Here is a 15,247-nt window from a genome sequence, read left to right as displayed (position 1 = left end):
GTGGCGGGCGGGCCCGTGCCCCGGGCGGCCCGCCACGGCTTCGCCGGGCGGGTGCGGACACCCCGCCCGTGCCGCGGGTCGCCGCCGGGAGCGGCGGGTGCCCGCGGACACGTTTCATCCGTCGTTCAGAAAGGCGCCAGCCGTCATGGTCGAGATCAAGACCCCGGAGCAGATCGCGAAGATGCGTGAGGCGGGGCTGGTCGTCGCCGCCATCCACGCGGCCACCCGGGAGGCCGCCGTGCCCGGTGCCACCACCAAGGACCTGGACGAGGTCGCCCGCAAGGTGCTGGCCGAGCACGGGGCCAGGTCGAACTTCCTCGGCTACGGCGGCTTCCCCGCCACCATCTGCACCTCGGTGAACGAGGTCGTCGTCCACGGCATCCCGGACACGAAGACCGTCCTGAAGGACGGCGACATCATCTCCATCGACGCCGGCGCCATCGTGGACGGCTGGCACGGCGACGCGGCCTTCACGGCCTTCGTGGGCACCGGTCACGCTCCGGAGCTCATCGAGCTCTCCCGGGTGACCGAGGAGTCCATGTGGGCGGGCATCGCGGCGGTCAAGGGCGGCAACCGCCTGGTGGACATCTCCAAGGCCATCGAGGGCTACATCCGCCGCCAGCCCCGCCCGGCCTCGGGGAAGTACGGGATCATCGAGGACTACGGCGGCCACGGCATCGGCTCCGAGATGCACATGGACCCCCACCTGCTGAACTACGTCTCCCGCAAGCGCGGCAAGGGCCCGAAGCTGGTGCCGGGCTTCTGCATCGCGATCGAGCCCATGGTGAGCCTGGGCACGGCGAAGACGCACGTCCTCCCGGACGACTGGACGGTCCTCACGGACGACAAGAGCTGGTCCTCCCACTGGGAGCACTCCGTCGCCCTGACGGAGGACGGCCCGCTGGTCCTGACGGCCGTCGACGGCGGCCGGGCGAAGCTGGCCCAGTACGGGGTGACGGCGGCGCCGGATCCCTTGGCTTAAGGATCTCTGCGGCGGGGCAAGCACCCTGGATTAGGCTTTCCGGTTGCCCTGACGTAGACTGATGCGTCGGCTCTCGTGTATCCGCATGCCTGCGTGCATATGGGGGAGTCGATCAAGGTAGCCGATTCGAAAGGCGAAGCGTGGCCAAGAAGCAAGGTGCCATCGAGATCGAGGGCACCGTGATCGAGTCTCTGCCGAACGCCATGTTCAAGGTAGAGCTCCAGAACGGTCACAAGGTCCTCGCGCACATCAGCGGCAAGATGCGGATGCACTACATCCGCATCCTTCCGGATGACCGGGTCGTCGTGGAGCTTTCTCCCTACGACCTGACGCGTGGCCGGATCGTCTACCGCTACAAGTAGATCTTGTCGGCGCCCCACCGCTGTGGGGTGACGGCACTGACCCGGAGAACCTCACACCCATGAAGGTCAAGCCGAGCGTCAAGAAGATCTGCGACAAGTGCAAGGTGATCCGCCGCCACGGCCGGGTCATGGTCATCTGCGACAACCTGCGCCACAAGCAGCGCCAGGGCTGACGCAGAACCTGCACTCCGCAGTTTCTTCGCGCGACGCACAGCAATACGTACATACGCAGAGCCCGTCCAGCCCAGGCTGGCGACACCTCCGGCGGGGGCCGGGGACCCGGAACGTACCTAGTACGGCGGCCGGGAACGGCTCTGTGTCAGACCCCCGAGAACATCTGGAGCCATTGAATGGCACGCGTTTCCGGTGTTGACATCCCGCGCGACAAGCGCGTGGAGGTTGCACTCACCTACGTCTTCGGTATCGGCCGTACCCAGTCGCAGGCGACTCTCGCCGCCACTGGCGTGAACCCGAACACCCGCGTTCGTGACCTTCCCGAAGAGGACCTGGTCAAGATCCGCGAGTACGTGGACGCCAACCTCAAGACCGAGGGTGACCTCCGTCGCGAGATCCAGGCCGACATCCGCCGCAAGGTCGAGATCGGCTGCTACCAGGGTCTGCGTCACCGTCGTGGCCTGCCGGTCCACGGTCAGCGCACCAGCACGAACGCTCGTACCCGCAAGGGCCCGCGTCGCGCGATCGCCGGCAAGAAGAAGCCGGGCAAGAAGTAGTCCGCAGCGGACGCTCACCAGCGGTCTTCGCTGTAGGACCGATCACCTCCACTCCACAGGAGTAAGACATGCCCCCCAAGGGTCGTCAGGGCGCTGCCAAGAAGGTGCGCCGCAAGGAAAAGAAGAACGTCGCTCACGGCCACGCGCACATCAAGAGCACGTTCAACAACACCATCGTTTCGATCACCGACCCCACGGGCAACGTGATCTCCTGGGCCTCCGCCGGCCACGTCGGCTTCAAGGGCTCGCGCAAGTCCACCCCGTTCGCCGCGCAGATGGCCGCCGAGTCGGCCGCTCGCCGCGCGCAGGAGCACGGCATGCGCAAGGTTGACGTCTTCGTCAAGGGCCCGGGCTCCGGTCGCGAGACCGCCATCCGTTCGCTCCAGGCGACCGGCCTCGAGGTTGGCTCCATCCAGGACGTCACCCCGACCCCGCACAACGGCTGCCGTCCGCCGAAGCGCCGCCGCGTCTGATCCGTCGGGCCGCGAGGCCCGCTGATCATCATCGCGCCGCTTCGTAACGGCACACGGGCGGTACGGCTCCTCGGGGCCGTATCGCCCGTACCCTTGTAGTACCTCAGGACATCAAATAGTGGGTGTCCATGACTGAAGGATTCACACCATGCTGATCGCTCAGCGTCCCTCGCTGACCGAAGAGGTCGTCGACGAGTTCCGCTCGCGGTTCGTGATCGAGCCGCTGGAGCCGGGCTTCGGCTACACCCTCGGCAACTCCCTGCGTCGTACGCTCCTCTCCTCGATCCCGGGTGCGGCGGTCACGTCCATCCGCATCGACGGTGTCCTGCACGAGTTCACCACCGTGCCGGGCGTCAAGGAGGACGTCACCGACCTCATCCTGAACATCAAGCAGCTGGTCGTCTCCTCCGAGCACGACGAGCCGGTCGTGATGTACCTGCGCAAGCAGGGTCCCGGCCTGGTCACCGCTGCGGACATCGCCCCCCCGGCCGGCGTCGAGGTGCACAACCCCGACCTGGTCCTGGCGACCCTGAACGCCAAGGGCAAGCTGGAGATGGAGCTGACCGTCGAGCGCGGTCGCGGCTACGTCTCCGCCGTCCAGAACAAGCAGGTGGGCCAGGAGATCGGCCGTATCCCGGTCGACTCCATCTACTCGCCGGTTCTCAAGGTCACCTACAAGGTCGAGGCGACCCGTGTCGAGCAGCGCACCGACTTCGACAAGCTGATCGTCGACGTCGAGACCAAGCAGGCCATGCGCCCGCGCGACGCCATGGCGTCCGCCGGTAAGACCCTGGTCGAGCTGTTCGGTCTGGCCCGCGAGCTCAACATCGACGCCGAGGGCATCGACATGGGCCCGTCCCCCACGGACGCCGCCCTGGCCGCCGACCTGGCGCTGCCGATCGAGGAGCTCGAGCTCACCGTTCGGTCGTACAACTGCCTCAAGCGCGAGGGCATCCACTCCGTGGGTGAGCTCGTCGCCCGCTCCGAGGCCGACCTGCTCGACATCCGCAACTTCGGTGCGAAGTCGATCGACGAGGTCAAGGCGAAGCTGGCCGGCATGGGCCTGGCCCTCAAGGACAGCCCGCCCGGATTCGACCCGACCGCTGCCGCCGACGCCTTTGGTGCCGACGACGACGCGGACGCCGGGTTCGTGGAGACTGAGCAGTACTAAGAGCTCGGGCCTCACGGTTCTGTAGCCTTCCCGCGCCCCTTCGGGGGCGCGGGTCTTCGACGGGCGACCGCCCGCTCGGATACTGACTCCGGTACCTGATACGGCCGGGGCAGACACCTAGGAGAAACACCATGCCGCGTCCCACCAAGGGTGCCCGTCTGGGCGGCGGTGCCGCGCACGAGAAGCTGATGCTGGCGAACCTCGCCAAGTCGCTCTTCGAGCACGGCCGCATCACGACGACCGAGGCCAAGGCCCGCCGCCTGCGTCCGGTCGCCGAGCGCCTGATCACCAAGGCGAAGAAGGGCGACATCCACAACCGTCGCCAGGTGCTGCAGACGATCACCGACAAGGGCATCGTCCACACCCTCTTCACCGAGATCGCCCCGCGTTTCGCCGAGCGTCCGGGTGGCTACACCCGTATCACCAAGATCGGTAACCGTCGTGGCGACAACGCCCCGATGGCCGTTATCGAGCTGGTCGAGGGCGAGATCGCGAAGAAGGCGACCGTCGCCGAGGCCGAGGCCGCCACCAAGCGTGCGGTCAAGGAGTCCGAGGCTGCTGCCGAGGCTCCGGCCGAGGAGTCGAAGGACGCCTGACAACGCTGATGCGTGTCAGTGACGGGCCCGCCCCTTCCGGGGGCGGGCCCGTCCCGCATTTCTGAGAGGAACACTCGGTGAGTGACGAGGTGGCGCCCGGTTTCGTCCGGGTGCGGCTGGACCTGTCCTACGACGGCAAGGACTTCTCCGGCTGGGCGAAGCAGCGCGAGGGACAGCGCACGGTCCAGGGTGAGATCGAGGCCGCGATCCGGACCGTGACCCGGTCCCAGGAGACGTACGAGCTGACGGTCGCCGGGCGTACGGACGCCGGGGTGCACGCCCGCGGGCAGGTCGCGCATGTCGATCTGCCGGCCGAGGTGTGGGCCGAGCACGAGGACAAGCTGCTGCGCCGGCTCGCCGGCCGGCTGTCGCACGACGTCCGCGTGTGGAAGGTCGCCGAGGCGCCGGCCGGTTTCAACGCGCGCTTCTCCGCGATCTGGCGGCGCTACGCGTACCGGGTCGTCGACCACGTCGGTGGGGTCGACCCGCTGTTGCGCGGTCATGTCCTGTGGCACGACTGGCCGTTGGACGTGGACGCGATGAACGCCGCCGCGCGTGCGCTCGTCGGCGAGCACGACTTCGCCGCGTACTGCAAGAAGCGCGAGGGCGCGACGACCATCCGCACGCTCCAGCAGCTGAGCTGGGAGCGGGACGCGTCGGGTGTCATCACAGCGACCGTGCGCGCGGACGCGTTCTGCCACAACATGGTGCGTTCGCTGGTGGGCGCGATGCTGTTCGTCGGCGACGGTCACCGTCCGGTCGACTGGCCGGGGAAGGTGCTGGCCGCCGGGGTGCGGGACTCGGCGGTGCATGTCGTGCGGCCGCACGGGCTGACGCTGGAGGAGGTCGGCTATCCGGCCGACTCCGAGCTGGCGGCGCGGAACCTGGCGGCCCGCAACAAGCGGACGCTTCCCGGCGCGGGCTGCTGCTGATCCATCAGGTGGGCCTGGCGATGCGTCAGGCCCACCTGATGTCGTATCAGGCCTCTTCGGTGGCGGGAACGTTCACGGCCAGGTCGCTGGACATGGTGAAGTACGGGCGGACGCCCGAGACCGTGGGGTAGAGGTCGGTCTTGTTGCGGTCGACGATGTCGCCGATGAGCCGGCCGACGCGGATCGGCTCCGCGTCGGGGGTGATCCGCAGGGCCAGGTCCCACGTCGTGGCCTCGCCGTCGGACCGCGCGGCGCGCAGCGCCTCGTAGGGGAGGGTGACGCGGAAGGACGCGGGGTCCACGACCTCGACGTCCGCCGACACCTCGGACGCGGTCTCGCCGCGCGGGGTGCCGATGACCACGGGGTTGCTCTCGGAGGTGAACTCCGCGCCGTGCAGGGTGCCTTCGACCGTGAGCGCGTCGTCGCCCGAGCGCACCGAGCGGGCCTCGGCGTGGGCGTCGCGGTGCCAGGCGCGCAGGGCGAGGTAGCCGTCGACGGTGGGGTAGGGCACCCACCAGGTGAACGGGCCGCCCGGCAGGGGCTCGAGCTCGACCAGGCCGCGGCCCTCGGCGAGGTGCGAGACCACGCGGCGGCGGGCCTTGTCCTCGGCGCGCACCACGTGCAGGTCCCAGCGGCCCTCGCCCAGGCGCAGCGCGCTCCGTTCGAGTACGGCCGTCCAGGGGGCGCCGTCGGTGGCGGGCGGCCGCAGCGGCACGGCGATCGGCTTGCCCTCCTTGCGGCGGGTGACGGTCAGGGAGAGCGTTTCGCCGCTGACGCCCTTGGGCTGGACGAGGACGTGGATGTCGCCGGCGGCGTCGACGCGGCAGGAGGCCACCGGGCGCAGCGGCTTGCGGACGACGATGTCCTTGAGGACGGTCTTGACCGGCGGCTTGGCGGCCTTGGCCACCGGGCGGCGCAGCGGTCGGATGATCTTTCCGGCGGTGCGGCGCAGCAGCTTGCCGAGCGGGATCTGCTCGGGCTCGGCGGCGGCGGTGGCGGCGGGCGCGGACGCGGGCTCGGTGGTGCGGGGGCGGGGGCCGCCGAGGCTGTCGATCAGTTCGAGGTACGCGTCGGCGATGCGTTCGGGGGCGTATCGCTGGGCGGATTTCCTGGCGGCGGCGCCCATGGCGCGGCGCAGCTCGTCGTCCTCGATGAGCTTGAGGAGTCCCTTGGCGATGGCGTCGCTGTCGCCGACGGGGACGAGCAGGCCGTCCGTGCCGTCGGTGATGATCTCGCCGGGGCCGTGCGGGCAGTCGGTGGCGACGACGGGGACGCCGCAGCCCATGGCCTCGACGATCGTCATGCCGAAGGACTCCTCGCGGGAGGTCACGGCGGCGATGGAGCCCTTGGCCCACTCGGTCTCGATGGGGGAGTGGGCGCCCATCAGGGTCACGGCCTCGGCGAGGCCGAGCCGATCGATCTGGGCGCGGAGCTTGGGCAGCTCGGGGCCGCGGCCGTAGATGCGCAGCTTCCAGTCGGGGCGGGTGGCGGCGACGGTCTCCCAGGCCTTGACCAGCAGGTCGTAGCGCTTGACGGGGATGAGGCGGCCGGCGGCGACGACGAGCTTGGCGCTGCCGTCGGAGGGCTCGACCTCGGACGGGGGGCAGCCGTTGGGCAGGCAGACGAGCTTGGTCCTGACGTCCGGGAACCGCTCGCGGTGGGTGCGCGCGTCCGCCTCGGAGACGGTGGTGTGGGCGTCCAGGTGCGGGATGGCGGCGTCCTGGTAGGCGCGGATGGTCGGCTCGTGGGTGCCGTAGATCCGGTGCTCCTGGCCGATCCGCAGATAGCGGTCCTGGCCGAACTCCGCGAGGTACATCACCAGGCCGGGGCGGGTGGCCACCACGACGTCGGCGTCGGTCTCCGCGAGGTGTGCGGCGACACGCTGGTCGGTGAGGGCGTTGAAGTGGGCGCCCTTCGCCTCCACCGGCGGGATGTACCCGCTGTCCTGCGTGAGCAGGGCGTTCTCGCGGTCTGCGCCCTTCTCGGCCCGCTGGTCGATGAGGTTGACCAGCTTGACCTTGGGGTGCAGGGGGAGGCTGGGCTTCTCGCCGGTGCGCATGGTGGACACGATCTCGACGTCGTGCCGGGCGGCGAGTGCGCTCGCGACATTGAACGTGGACCGGATCGTGCCGCCGATGCCGTAGGCGTTCTGCAAAAGGAAAGAGATCTTCATGGCGGTGTGTGCGCGGCCCGTCGTCGGCGGCGCGTCCGTCCTTCCCCCGTGGCCTGGGTGATGTCCGGGTCGTCCCGTGCTGATCGGCCCGATGGTTTGGTTGTGCGGTCCGATCCGCCGGTTAAGACCGTTGGGAGGGATTTCGGTTGCCTGCGCAGCCTACATTGTGGCTTGGGTCACGTCGCAAGAAGGTGTGAGGAGGACCGGCGCGGTGGGTGCTGGGAGGCGGGGAAGAGTGCGGAGGCGGTCGGTGGCGGCGGGTGTCGCCACGGCCGCGGTGCTGGGGCTGGTGGTCGGCTGTCAGGGCGGCGGGCCCGGCGCGGAGGGCGGTGCCGGGAGTGCCGAGACCGTCGAGGGCAAGGACGAGCCACGGGTGGTGGGGGCCCGGGAGGCCGGCCGGCTCGGGCATGTGGAGCTGGGGCCGGGGGAGGTGCCGGGCCTGGTGATCGAGCGGGGCTCCGCGGCCACCGCCGGGCACGGCCGCCCGGACACGGACCGGGAGGCCTGCCGTCCGCTGGTGGTCGCGCTGGGCTCGCAGCCGCAGCCCGCGCCCGTGGCGTCCGTCGTGGACACGTTCGCGGCGCCCGCCGGGGGCCGGGGCTCCCAGGGGCTGCTGGGCACGATCCGGGTCTCCGCCTACGAGGGCGACGGCGCGAGCAGGACGCTGGGCGAGCTGCGCGAGGCCGCGGCGGAGTGCGCGGACGGCTTCGGGATGACGACGGGCGAGGGCGAGCCACAGCGGTTCGAGGCGGTTCGGGTCCTGGGCGCGCCGGCGCTCGGCGACGAGGCCATGGCGTACCGGCTGGTCAACGCGGCCGAGCGGGCGCCGAGCCTGGTCACGGTCGTGCGCAGCGGGAGCACCCTGTCGATGTTCTTCGCCACCAATCTGGCCGATCCCGGGGGCGTGGAGATCCCGGAGCGGCTGGTGGCCGCGCAGGTCGCGAAGGTGGAGCGACCGGTCCGGTCCGGCCGGCCGGCGGTCGTGGCGACCGCCCGCCCGCACCTCGCCGAGGCGGGGGAGGCGGGTGCCGACGACGGCGGCGAGGCGGCGGAGTAGCCGGGCGGTCGGTGGCCGGGCGGTCAGCTCTCCTCCTTCTTGGGGGAGGCCGATCCGGACGGCGAGCCGGAGGGGCTCGCCGGCTGCGAGGGCTTCGTGGACGCCGCGGCGGAAGGCTTGCCGGAGGCGGCCGCCTGGGCGTTGGCGCGGGCCATGATGCGGCGGAAGGTGTAGCCGGACACGTCCCGGCCGGCCTGGAGGGCCTTGGTGTCGTCGGAGGGCACGGCCTCGCCGTTGGTGTAGCCGGCGACGGTGAAGTAGGCGTAGCGGCCCTCGGCGTTCGCCGTCAGCCGGCAGGCGGTGTTGCGGCAGAAGTCGGGCGCGTCGCCGCCGGTGAGGGACTCGATGTTGCCGGTGGACTTGGCCTTGGCCTTGTCGGCGGCGGCCTTGTCGTCGAACACGGCGACGCCGACGGTGACCGCGACGCCGTCGCGTACGTAGGTGGCGCGCAGCACCTTGCGGCAGCCGCTGTCCTTGAGGACCTGGCCGAGGCCGTTCTGGGCGGCCGTGTCGCAGTCGTCGGTGGTGGCCGTGTCGACGCGCTTGTAGACGCGCTTGTCGAGGCTGGGCCGGGAGTGCGGGAAGAGCGTCTTGGTGGTGAGCGGCGCCTTGTCCTTGTCCTGGCTGGCGATGAACTCACGGGGGTTGGGCGGGGCCACCGGGGAGAAGGTGGGCTCGGGGCTGCCCGAGGCGCTGGGGCGCTTGTCGGCGACCGACTTGCTCTTGTCGCCCTTGTCCGACATGACCACGGCCGTGGCCACGACGGCGGCCAGCGCTGCGGCGGCCAGCACGCCGCCGCCGATCATCAGCACCTTGCGGCGCCGGCCGCGCGCGGCGGTGGAGTCGGCGAGGTGGTTCCAGTCGGGGCCTGGCCGCCGGGCCGGGTATCTGGTGCGGCGTGCCGCCGCCGAAAACGGGCGGCTGGGGCTGGGGCTGGGGGTGCGGCTGCGGCTGGTGCGGGGCTGGGCCGCGGCTTGGGGGTGGGGCTGGGGCTGCTGAGCCGGCTGAGGCTGAGGCTGGGGCTGGGGCTGTCCCCAGGCCGAGCGGGGGTCGGGGGCGTGTCCGGGCGCGGGCTGCTGCGGCTGCCACGGGGGCAGGGGGCGCCCCCGCCCTGCGGCGCGGCGGGAGGCTGCGGTGCGGGTGCGGGTGCGGGTGCGGGTGCGGGTGCGGGGACCGGAGCGGGCGCGGGGGCCGGGGCCGGAGCGGGCGGCTGCGGCTGCTGGGGCTGCTGCGGCCCTTGAGCCTCCGGGGTCTGCCCGGCCGGGGCCGGTGCGGCCCCTGGTGCGCCCCCCGGTGCGGCCGGCTGCGCCGGCGGGGGCGGCGGCCCCCACGGCGGCGTGGACGGCTGAGACTCCCCCGGGGGCCCGTACGGCCCTGCCTGCCCGAAACTCATGGCGTGCATCGTAAACCGTTGGTCAAGGGCCCTCGGCACCGGCGAGAATCGCCCTCATGGGACATGTGGAAGCGGCGCATCTGGAGTATCACCTTCCGGACGGGAGGACGCTGCTCGGCGATGTGTCGTTCCGGGTGGGCGAAGGGGCCTCGGTGGCCCTCGTCGGGGCCAACGGCGCGGGCAAGACCACGCTGCTGCGGCTGATCTCCGGCGAGCTCCAGCCGCATGGCGGCTCGGTGACGGTCAGCGGCGGTCTCGGCGTGATGCCGCAGTTCGTGGGATCCGTCCGGGACGACCGTACGGTCCGTGACCTGCTGGTCTCCGTGGCCCACCCGCGCATCCGCGAGGCGGCCCGGGCCGTCGACGTGGCCGAGCTCGCGATCATGGAGCGGGACGACGAGGCCGCGCAGATGGCCTACGCGCAGGCGCTCAGCGACTGGGCCGAGGCCCACGGCTACGAGGCCGAGACCACCTGGGACATCTGCACCATGGCCGCGCTCGGCGTCCCGTACGACCAGGCCCAGTGGCGCAAGGTGCGCACGCTCTCCGGCGGTGAGCAGAAGCGCCTGGTGCTCGAGTCGCTGCTGCGCGGCACCGACGAGGTGCTGCTGCTGGACGAGCCGGACAACTACCTCGACGTCCCCGGCAAGCGCTGGCTGGAGGAGAGGCTGCGCGAGACGAAGAAGACCGTGCTCTTCGTCTCCCACGACCGCGAGCTGCTGGCCCGCTCCGCCGAGAAGATCATCAGCGTCGAGCCGGGCCCGGCGGGCAGCGACGTATGGGTGCACGGCGGCGGCTTCGGCACGTACCACGACGCCCGCAAGGAGCGCTTCGCCCGCTTCGAGGAGCTGCGCAAGCGCTGGGACGAGAAGCACGCCCAGCTGAAGAAGCTGGTGATCAACCTGCGGCAGGCCGCGGCGGTCAGCCACGAGATGGCCTCCCGCTACGCCGCCGCCCAGACCCGGCTGCGCAAGTTCGAGGAGGCCGGTCCGCCGCCGGAGCCGCCGCGCGAGCAGGACATCCGGATGCGGCTGCGCGGCGGCCGCACCGGCGTGCGGGCGCTGACCTGCGAGAAGCTGGAGCTCACGGGGCTGATGAAGCCCTTCGACCTGGAGGTCTTCTACGGCGAGCGGGTGGCGGTGCTGGGCTCGAACGGCTCCGGGAAGTCGCACTTCCTGCGCCTGCTCGCCGGGGACGCCGAGAACCCGGTGGCCCACACGGGCATGTGGAAGCTGGGCGCGCGCGTCGTGCCCGGGCACTTCGCGCAGACCCACGCCCACCCGGAGCTCATGGGGCGCACCCTGACCGACATCCTGTGGACCGAGCACGCCCGGGACCGGGGCCAGGCGATGTCGGCGCTGCGCCGCTACGAGCTGGAGAAGCAGGGCGACCAGCCCTTCGAGAAGCTCTCGGGCGGGCAGCAGGCGCGCTTCCAGATCCTGCTGCTGGAGCTGGTGGGGACGACGGCCCTGCTGCTGGACGAGCCCACGGACAACCTGGACCTGGAGAGCGCGGAGGCGCTGCAGGAGGGGCTGGAGGCGTACGACGGGACGGTGCTGGCGGTGACGCACGACCGCTGGTTCGCACGCTCGTTCGACCGCTTCCTGGTCTTCGGCGCGGACGGGACCGTCCGCGAGGTCCCGGAGCCGGTGTGGGACGAGGGCCGGGTGGCCCGTAAACGCTAGGGCGCGGGTGTCCGGTGGGACCATGTTTTGACCCGGCCAGTGGGCGCCCGGTACTCTACGAGTTCGTTATGCGTATTGGCTTGGTCGTTCTCACGCGAGGGGCCCTTACGCTTGTCCGCCAGGGTGATCGCCGCTGGCCGGCACGCGGGTTGCGTCCCCGTTGTGCGGCCGTTGCTGCGTGATCGTCCCAGGCGGGCCGTGTCAGGACCCACTCACTGAAGAAGCGAAGGCTACGACCGTGCGTACGTTCAGCCCCAAGCCCGGCGATGTCCAGCGCCAGTGGCACATCATCGACGCGCAGGACGTCGTCCTGGGCCGTCTGGCCTCTCAGGCCGCCTCCCTGCTGCGCGGCAAGCACAAGCCTGTGTACGCCCCGCACATGGACATGGGTGACTTCGTCGTCATCATCAACGCCGACAAGGTGCACCTGTCCGGCAACAAGAAGACCCAGAAGATGGCCTACCGCCACTCTGGCTTCCCGGGTGGTCTGCGCTCCGTCCGCTACGACGAGCTGCTCGACAAGAACCCCGAGAAGGCCGTCGAGAAGGCGATCAAGGGCATGCTGCCCAAGAACTCCCTCGGCCGTCAGATGCTCACGAAGCTGAAGGTCTACTCGGGCGACCAGCACCCGCACGCCGCCCAGCAGCCGCAGCCGTTCGAGATCACCCAGGTCAAGCAGGGCTAAGTCCCGGCCACCGCCGAACCAGAAAGTCTGAGGAGAATCGTGGCTGAGACCACCGCCGAGATGCCGGTCGAGGGCGTCGAGGAGTACACCACCGAGACCGAGGTCGTGGAGTCGGAGTACACCTCCGAGTCCCTCGCGTCCCGCTTCGGCGACCCGCAGCCGGCCGCCGGCCTGGGCCGTCGCAAGAACGCCATCGCCCGCGTCCGGATCGTTCCGGGCTCCGGCAAGTGGAAGATCAACGGTCGCACCCTTGAGGACTACTTCCCCAACAAGGTGCACCAGCAGGAAGTCAACGAGCCCTTCAAGGTGCTCGAGCTCGACGACCGCTACGACGTCATCGCCCGCATCGCGGGTGGCGGCGTGTCCGGCCAGGCCGGCGCCCTGCGCCTCGGTGTGGCCCGCGCCCTGAACGAGGCGGACGTGGACAACAACCGCGGCCCGCTGAAGAAGGCCGGCTTCCTGAGCCGCGACGACCGTGCGGTCGAGCGCAAGAAGGCCGGTCTGAAGAAGGCCCGCAAGGCTCCGCAGTACAGCAAGCGCTAAATCCGCGCTTTGCAGCACTGCCCGAACGCCCCGGCGGCACGTTCCGTGCCCGCCGGGGCGTTCGGCCATTACCGGTCAGTACTTGGTACGTATGTTCGGGGCCTCGCGGCGTGGCCCCGCCCCGCTTTTTGGGAGGACACCAGTGGGACGACTCTTCGGTACGGACGGCGTGCGCGGTGTCGCCAACGCCGATCTGACGGCTGAGCTCGCGCTCGGCCTGTCGGTCGCGGCGGCGCACGTGCTCGCCGAGGCGGGTACGTTCGAGGGCCATCGGCCGGTGGCGGTGGTCGGGCGTGATCCGCGTGCGTCCGGGGAGTTCCTCGAGGCCGCCGTGGTGGCCGGACTCGCCAGCGCGGGCGTGGACGTCCTGCGGGTGGGCGTGCTGCCCACCCCGGCCGTCGCCTACCTCACCGGCGTGCTCGGCGCCGACCTCGGCGTGATGCTCTCCGCCAGCCACAACGCCATGCCCGACAACGGCATCAAGTTCTTCGCCCGCGGCGGCCACAAGCTCGCCGACGAGCTCGAGGACCGCATCGAGGAGACCTACCGGTCCCACGCCTCCGGCGAGCCCTGGGACCGCCCCACCGGCGCCGGCGTCGGCCGCGTCCGCGACTACGACCAGGGCTTCGACAACTACGTCGCCCACCTGATCGGCGTCCTGCCCAACCGCCTCGACGGCATCAAGGTCGTCATCGACGGCGCCCACGGCGCCGCGTCCCGCGTCTCGCCCGAGGCCTTCTCGCGCGCCGGCGCCGAGGTCGTCACCATCGGCACCGAGCCCGACGGCCTCAACATCAACCACGAGTGCGGCTCCACCCACCTGGACAAGCTGCGCGCCGCCGTCGTCGAGCACGGCGCCGACCTGGGCGTCGCCCACGACGGCGACGCCGACCGCTGCCTGGCCGTGGACGCCAAGGGCACCGAGATCGACGGCGACCAGATCCTCGCCGTCCTGGCGCTCGCCATGCGCGAGGCGGACTCGCTGCGCAAGAACACGGTCGTCGCGACCGTCATGTCCAACCTGGGCTTCAAGCTGGCCATGGAGCGCGAGGGCGTCCAGCTCGTCCAGACGGCGGTCGGCGACCGCTACGTCCTGGAGGAGATGAAGGCGAACGGCTTCGCCCTGGGCGGCGAGCAGTCCGGCCACGTCATCGTCCTGGACCACGCCACGACCGGCGACGGCACCCTCACCGGCCTGATGCTGGCCGCCCGCGTCGCCGCCACCGGCCGCACGCTGGCCGACCTGGCCGGCGTCATGGAGCGCCTGCCGCAGGTCCTGATCAACGTCCGTGACGTCGACAAGTCCCGCGTGGGCTCCTCCACCGAGCTCGCCGCGGCCGTCAACGCCGCCGAGCAGGAGCTGGGCTCCACCGGCCGCGTCCTGCTGCGCTCCTCCGGCACCGAGCCGCTCGTCCGGGTGATGGTCGAGGCCGCCGACATCGAGCAGGCGCGCGCCGTGGCGCAGCGCCTGGCCGACGTCGTGAAGTCGGCGCTGGGCTAGCTTCCCGCCTGTCGCGCGGTGCGCTCGCGCTGCCTCGCCCAGAACCACTTCTGGGCGAGGAGCGTGAGCGTGCCGGCCGCGATGATCCCCAGCAGGTTCAGCGCCAGCTGCACGGCCGAGCCGCGGGTCTCCGACCAGTTGCCGTAGGAGAGGGCCACGGCGGCGTTCGCCGCTGCCGGAACCGTCGTCACGGAGATCGCCACGCCGATCAGCGCCCCCGACTTCGCCGACGTCAGGGAGAGGATTCCGGCGATGCCGGCCAGGAACGCCACGATGAAGGAGAAGGCGTCCGGCTGCCAGATGAACGCCGTCTGGGGGCGGGGCGCGAGGAACCTCGCCTCGTGGAAGAGGCCCAGCCAGTCCATCAGCACGCTGAAGCCGCCCGTCAGCGCCATCGCCACGGGGAAGCCCACGAGCAGCGCGGTCAGCGACCGCCAGGCCAGGCGCGGCGCCCGTCGCACGACGGCCGTGCACAGCCCGGCGAGCGGGCCGAACTCCGGGCCCACCGCCATCGCGCCCACGATCAGGATCGCGCTGTCGATGATCACGCCGCACGCGGCGAGCATCGTGGCGACCGTGAGGAACACCAGGAAGGTCACGGTCAGCGAGGACTCCTCGTGGGTCTCGCCGACCAGCGACTCCCAGACGACGGCGTCGGCGCCGTCGCCCGGCGCCTCCTCCTCGGCGACGTCCGCGCGCCGGGAGAGCACCAGGTCCGGCTCCTCGACGGAGACCGCCCCCCAGTCCCGCACCCCGGCCTCGCCCAGCTTCTCCAGCAGTTCGTCGGCGGCCTCGCGGGCCACGTCGCACAGCACGACGTCCCCCTGAGGGTCGCGGGCGGCCCCCGTCAGCACCGCCAGGTGGGTGGCGCCGACGGTGCGCTCGACGAGGGCGACGACCTCGTCGGTGCGGTCGGCGGGCGTCATCATCCGCAGATGGAGCATGGGCGAAATCGTCCCCGGA

At 71.2% G+C, this 15,247-nt stretch carries 17 protein-coding genes; 14 read left to right on the top strand and 3 right to left on the bottom strand.

Going from position 1 to position 15,247, the window contains the following annotated elements:
* Positions 1-145 precede the first annotated feature (145 nt).
* The 8 genes from map (at position 146) to truA (ending at position 5,247) form a co-directional block, all read left to right on the top strand.
* A complete protein-coding gene (gene map, locus J1792_RS04060) occupies positions 146-982 on the top strand; it encodes a type I methionyl aminopeptidase (RefSeq protein WP_086567274.1) in 837 nt (278 codons plus the stop codon).
* 140 nt (positions 983-1,122) lie between these two features.
* Positions 1,123-1,344 carry a translation initiation factor IF-1 gene (gene infA, locus J1792_RS04055; protein ID WP_003956442.1) on the top strand — a complete coding sequence of 74 codons (222 nt, stop codon included), beginning with the start codon at positions 1,123-1,125 and terminating at the stop codon, positions 1,342-1,344.
* Positions 1,345-1,403: 59 nt separating this feature from the next.
* On the top strand, positions 1,404-1,517 hold the full coding sequence (rpmJ, locus tag J1792_RS04050; protein ID WP_003956441.1) for a 50S ribosomal protein L36: 114 nt from the start codon (positions 1,404-1,406) through the stop codon (positions 1,515-1,517).
* Between the two features lie 177 nt (positions 1,518-1,694).
* Positions 1,695-2,075 carry a 30S ribosomal protein S13 gene (gene rpsM, locus J1792_RS04045; RefSeq protein WP_030368393.1) on the top strand — a complete coding sequence of 127 codons (381 nt, stop codon included), beginning with the start codon at positions 1,695-1,697 and terminating at the stop codon, positions 2,073-2,075.
* A 68-nt stretch (positions 2,076-2,143) separates the two neighbouring features.
* Positions 2,144-2,548 (top strand): 30S ribosomal protein S11, encoded by a 405-nt coding sequence (gene rpsK, locus J1792_RS04040; protein WP_003948617.1) that lies wholly within the window; start codon positions 2,144-2,146, stop codon positions 2,546-2,548.
* A gap of 148 nt (positions 2,549-2,696) precedes the next feature.
* Positions 2,697-3,719 (top strand): DNA-directed RNA polymerase subunit alpha, encoded by a 1,023-nt coding sequence (locus J1792_RS04035; protein ID WP_004946635.1) that lies wholly within the window; start codon positions 2,697-2,699, stop codon positions 3,717-3,719.
* Between the two features lie 131 nt (positions 3,720-3,850).
* Positions 3,851-4,315, top strand: a complete 465-nt coding sequence (gene rplQ, locus J1792_RS04030) for a 50S ribosomal protein L17 (protein WP_086567272.1) — start codon at positions 3,851-3,853, stop codon at positions 4,313-4,315.
* A 77-nt stretch (positions 4,316-4,392) separates the two neighbouring features.
* The gene (gene truA / locus J1792_RS04025) at positions 4,393-5,247 is read left to right on the top strand and encodes a tRNA pseudouridine(38-40) synthase TruA (RefSeq protein WP_086567271.1); all 855 of its coding nucleotides are present in this window, start codon (positions 4,393-4,395) and stop codon (positions 5,245-5,247) included.
* A gap of 46 nt (positions 5,248-5,293) precedes the next feature.
* Here truA and J1792_RS04020 read toward each other — a convergent pair whose 3' ends face one another.
* Positions 5,294-7,420 carry a glycosyltransferase family 4 protein gene (locus tag J1792_RS04020; RefSeq protein ID WP_086567269.1) on the bottom strand — a complete coding sequence of 709 codons (2,127 nt, stop codon included), beginning with the start codon at positions 7,418-7,420 and terminating at the stop codon, positions 5,294-5,296.
* 250 nt (positions 7,421-7,670) lie between these two features.
* Here J1792_RS04020 and J1792_RS04015 point away from each other — a divergent pair, with 250 nt between their 5' ends.
* Positions 7,671-8,477 carry a hypothetical protein gene (locus tag J1792_RS04015; RefSeq protein WP_207246686.1) on the top strand — a complete coding sequence of 269 codons (807 nt, stop codon included), beginning with the start codon at positions 7,671-7,673 and terminating at the stop codon, positions 8,475-8,477.
* A 23-nt stretch (positions 8,478-8,500) separates the two neighbouring features.
* On the opposite strand, the gene J1792_RS04010 is transcribed toward J1792_RS04015, so the two are convergent.
* Positions 8,501-9,283, bottom strand: a complete 783-nt coding sequence (locus tag J1792_RS04010) for a hypothetical protein (RefSeq protein WP_207246685.1) — start codon at positions 9,281-9,283, stop codon at positions 8,501-8,503.
* Between the two features lie 7 nt (positions 9,284-9,290).
* Between J1792_RS04010 and J1792_RS04005 the strand changes: the two genes are divergently transcribed.
* From J1792_RS04005 to glmM, 5 genes are all read left to right on the top strand, one after another.
* Positions 9,291-9,476 carry a hypothetical protein gene (locus J1792_RS04005; protein ID WP_207246684.1) on the top strand — a complete coding sequence of 62 codons (186 nt, stop codon included), beginning with the start codon at positions 9,291-9,293 and terminating at the stop codon, positions 9,474-9,476.
* Between the two features lie 450 nt (positions 9,477-9,926).
* Positions 9,927-11,555: an ABC-F family ATP-binding cassette domain-containing protein gene (locus J1792_RS04000; protein WP_207246683.1), complete on the top strand. Its 1,629-nt coding sequence runs from the start codon at positions 9,927-9,929 to the stop codon at positions 11,553-11,555.
* Positions 11,556-11,793: 238 nt separating this feature from the next.
* A complete protein-coding gene (gene rplM, locus J1792_RS03995) occupies positions 11,794-12,240 on the top strand; it encodes a 50S ribosomal protein L13 (protein WP_086569066.1) in 447 nt (148 codons plus the stop codon).
* 39 nt (positions 12,241-12,279) lie between these two features.
* Complete coding sequence (gene rpsI / locus J1792_RS03990) at positions 12,280-12,783, top strand: 30S ribosomal protein S9 (RefSeq protein WP_086569064.1); 504 nt, start codon at positions 12,280-12,282, stop codon at positions 12,781-12,783.
* A gap of 142 nt (positions 12,784-12,925) precedes the next feature.
* Positions 12,926-14,284, top strand: coding sequence for a phosphoglucosamine mutase (gene glmM / locus J1792_RS03985; RefSeq protein ID WP_207246682.1), 1,359 nt, complete (start codon positions 12,926-12,928; stop codon positions 14,282-14,284).
* Here glmM and J1792_RS03980 read toward each other — a convergent pair.
* A complete protein-coding gene (locus tag J1792_RS03980) occupies positions 14,281-15,228 on the bottom strand; it encodes a DUF389 domain-containing protein (protein ID WP_086569061.1) in 948 nt (315 codons plus the stop codon). The two genes, glmM and J1792_RS03980, sit on opposite strands and share 4 nt — an antisense overlap.
* Positions 15,229-15,247 lie beyond the last annotated feature (19 nt).

This window comes from Streptomyces triculaminicus (genome assembly GCF_017349075.1).
Taxonomy (GTDB): Bacteria; Actinomycetota; Actinomycetes; order Streptomycetales; family Streptomycetaceae; genus Streptomyces; species Streptomyces triculaminicus.
This window is presented reverse-complemented; position numbering and strand designations above follow the sequence as displayed.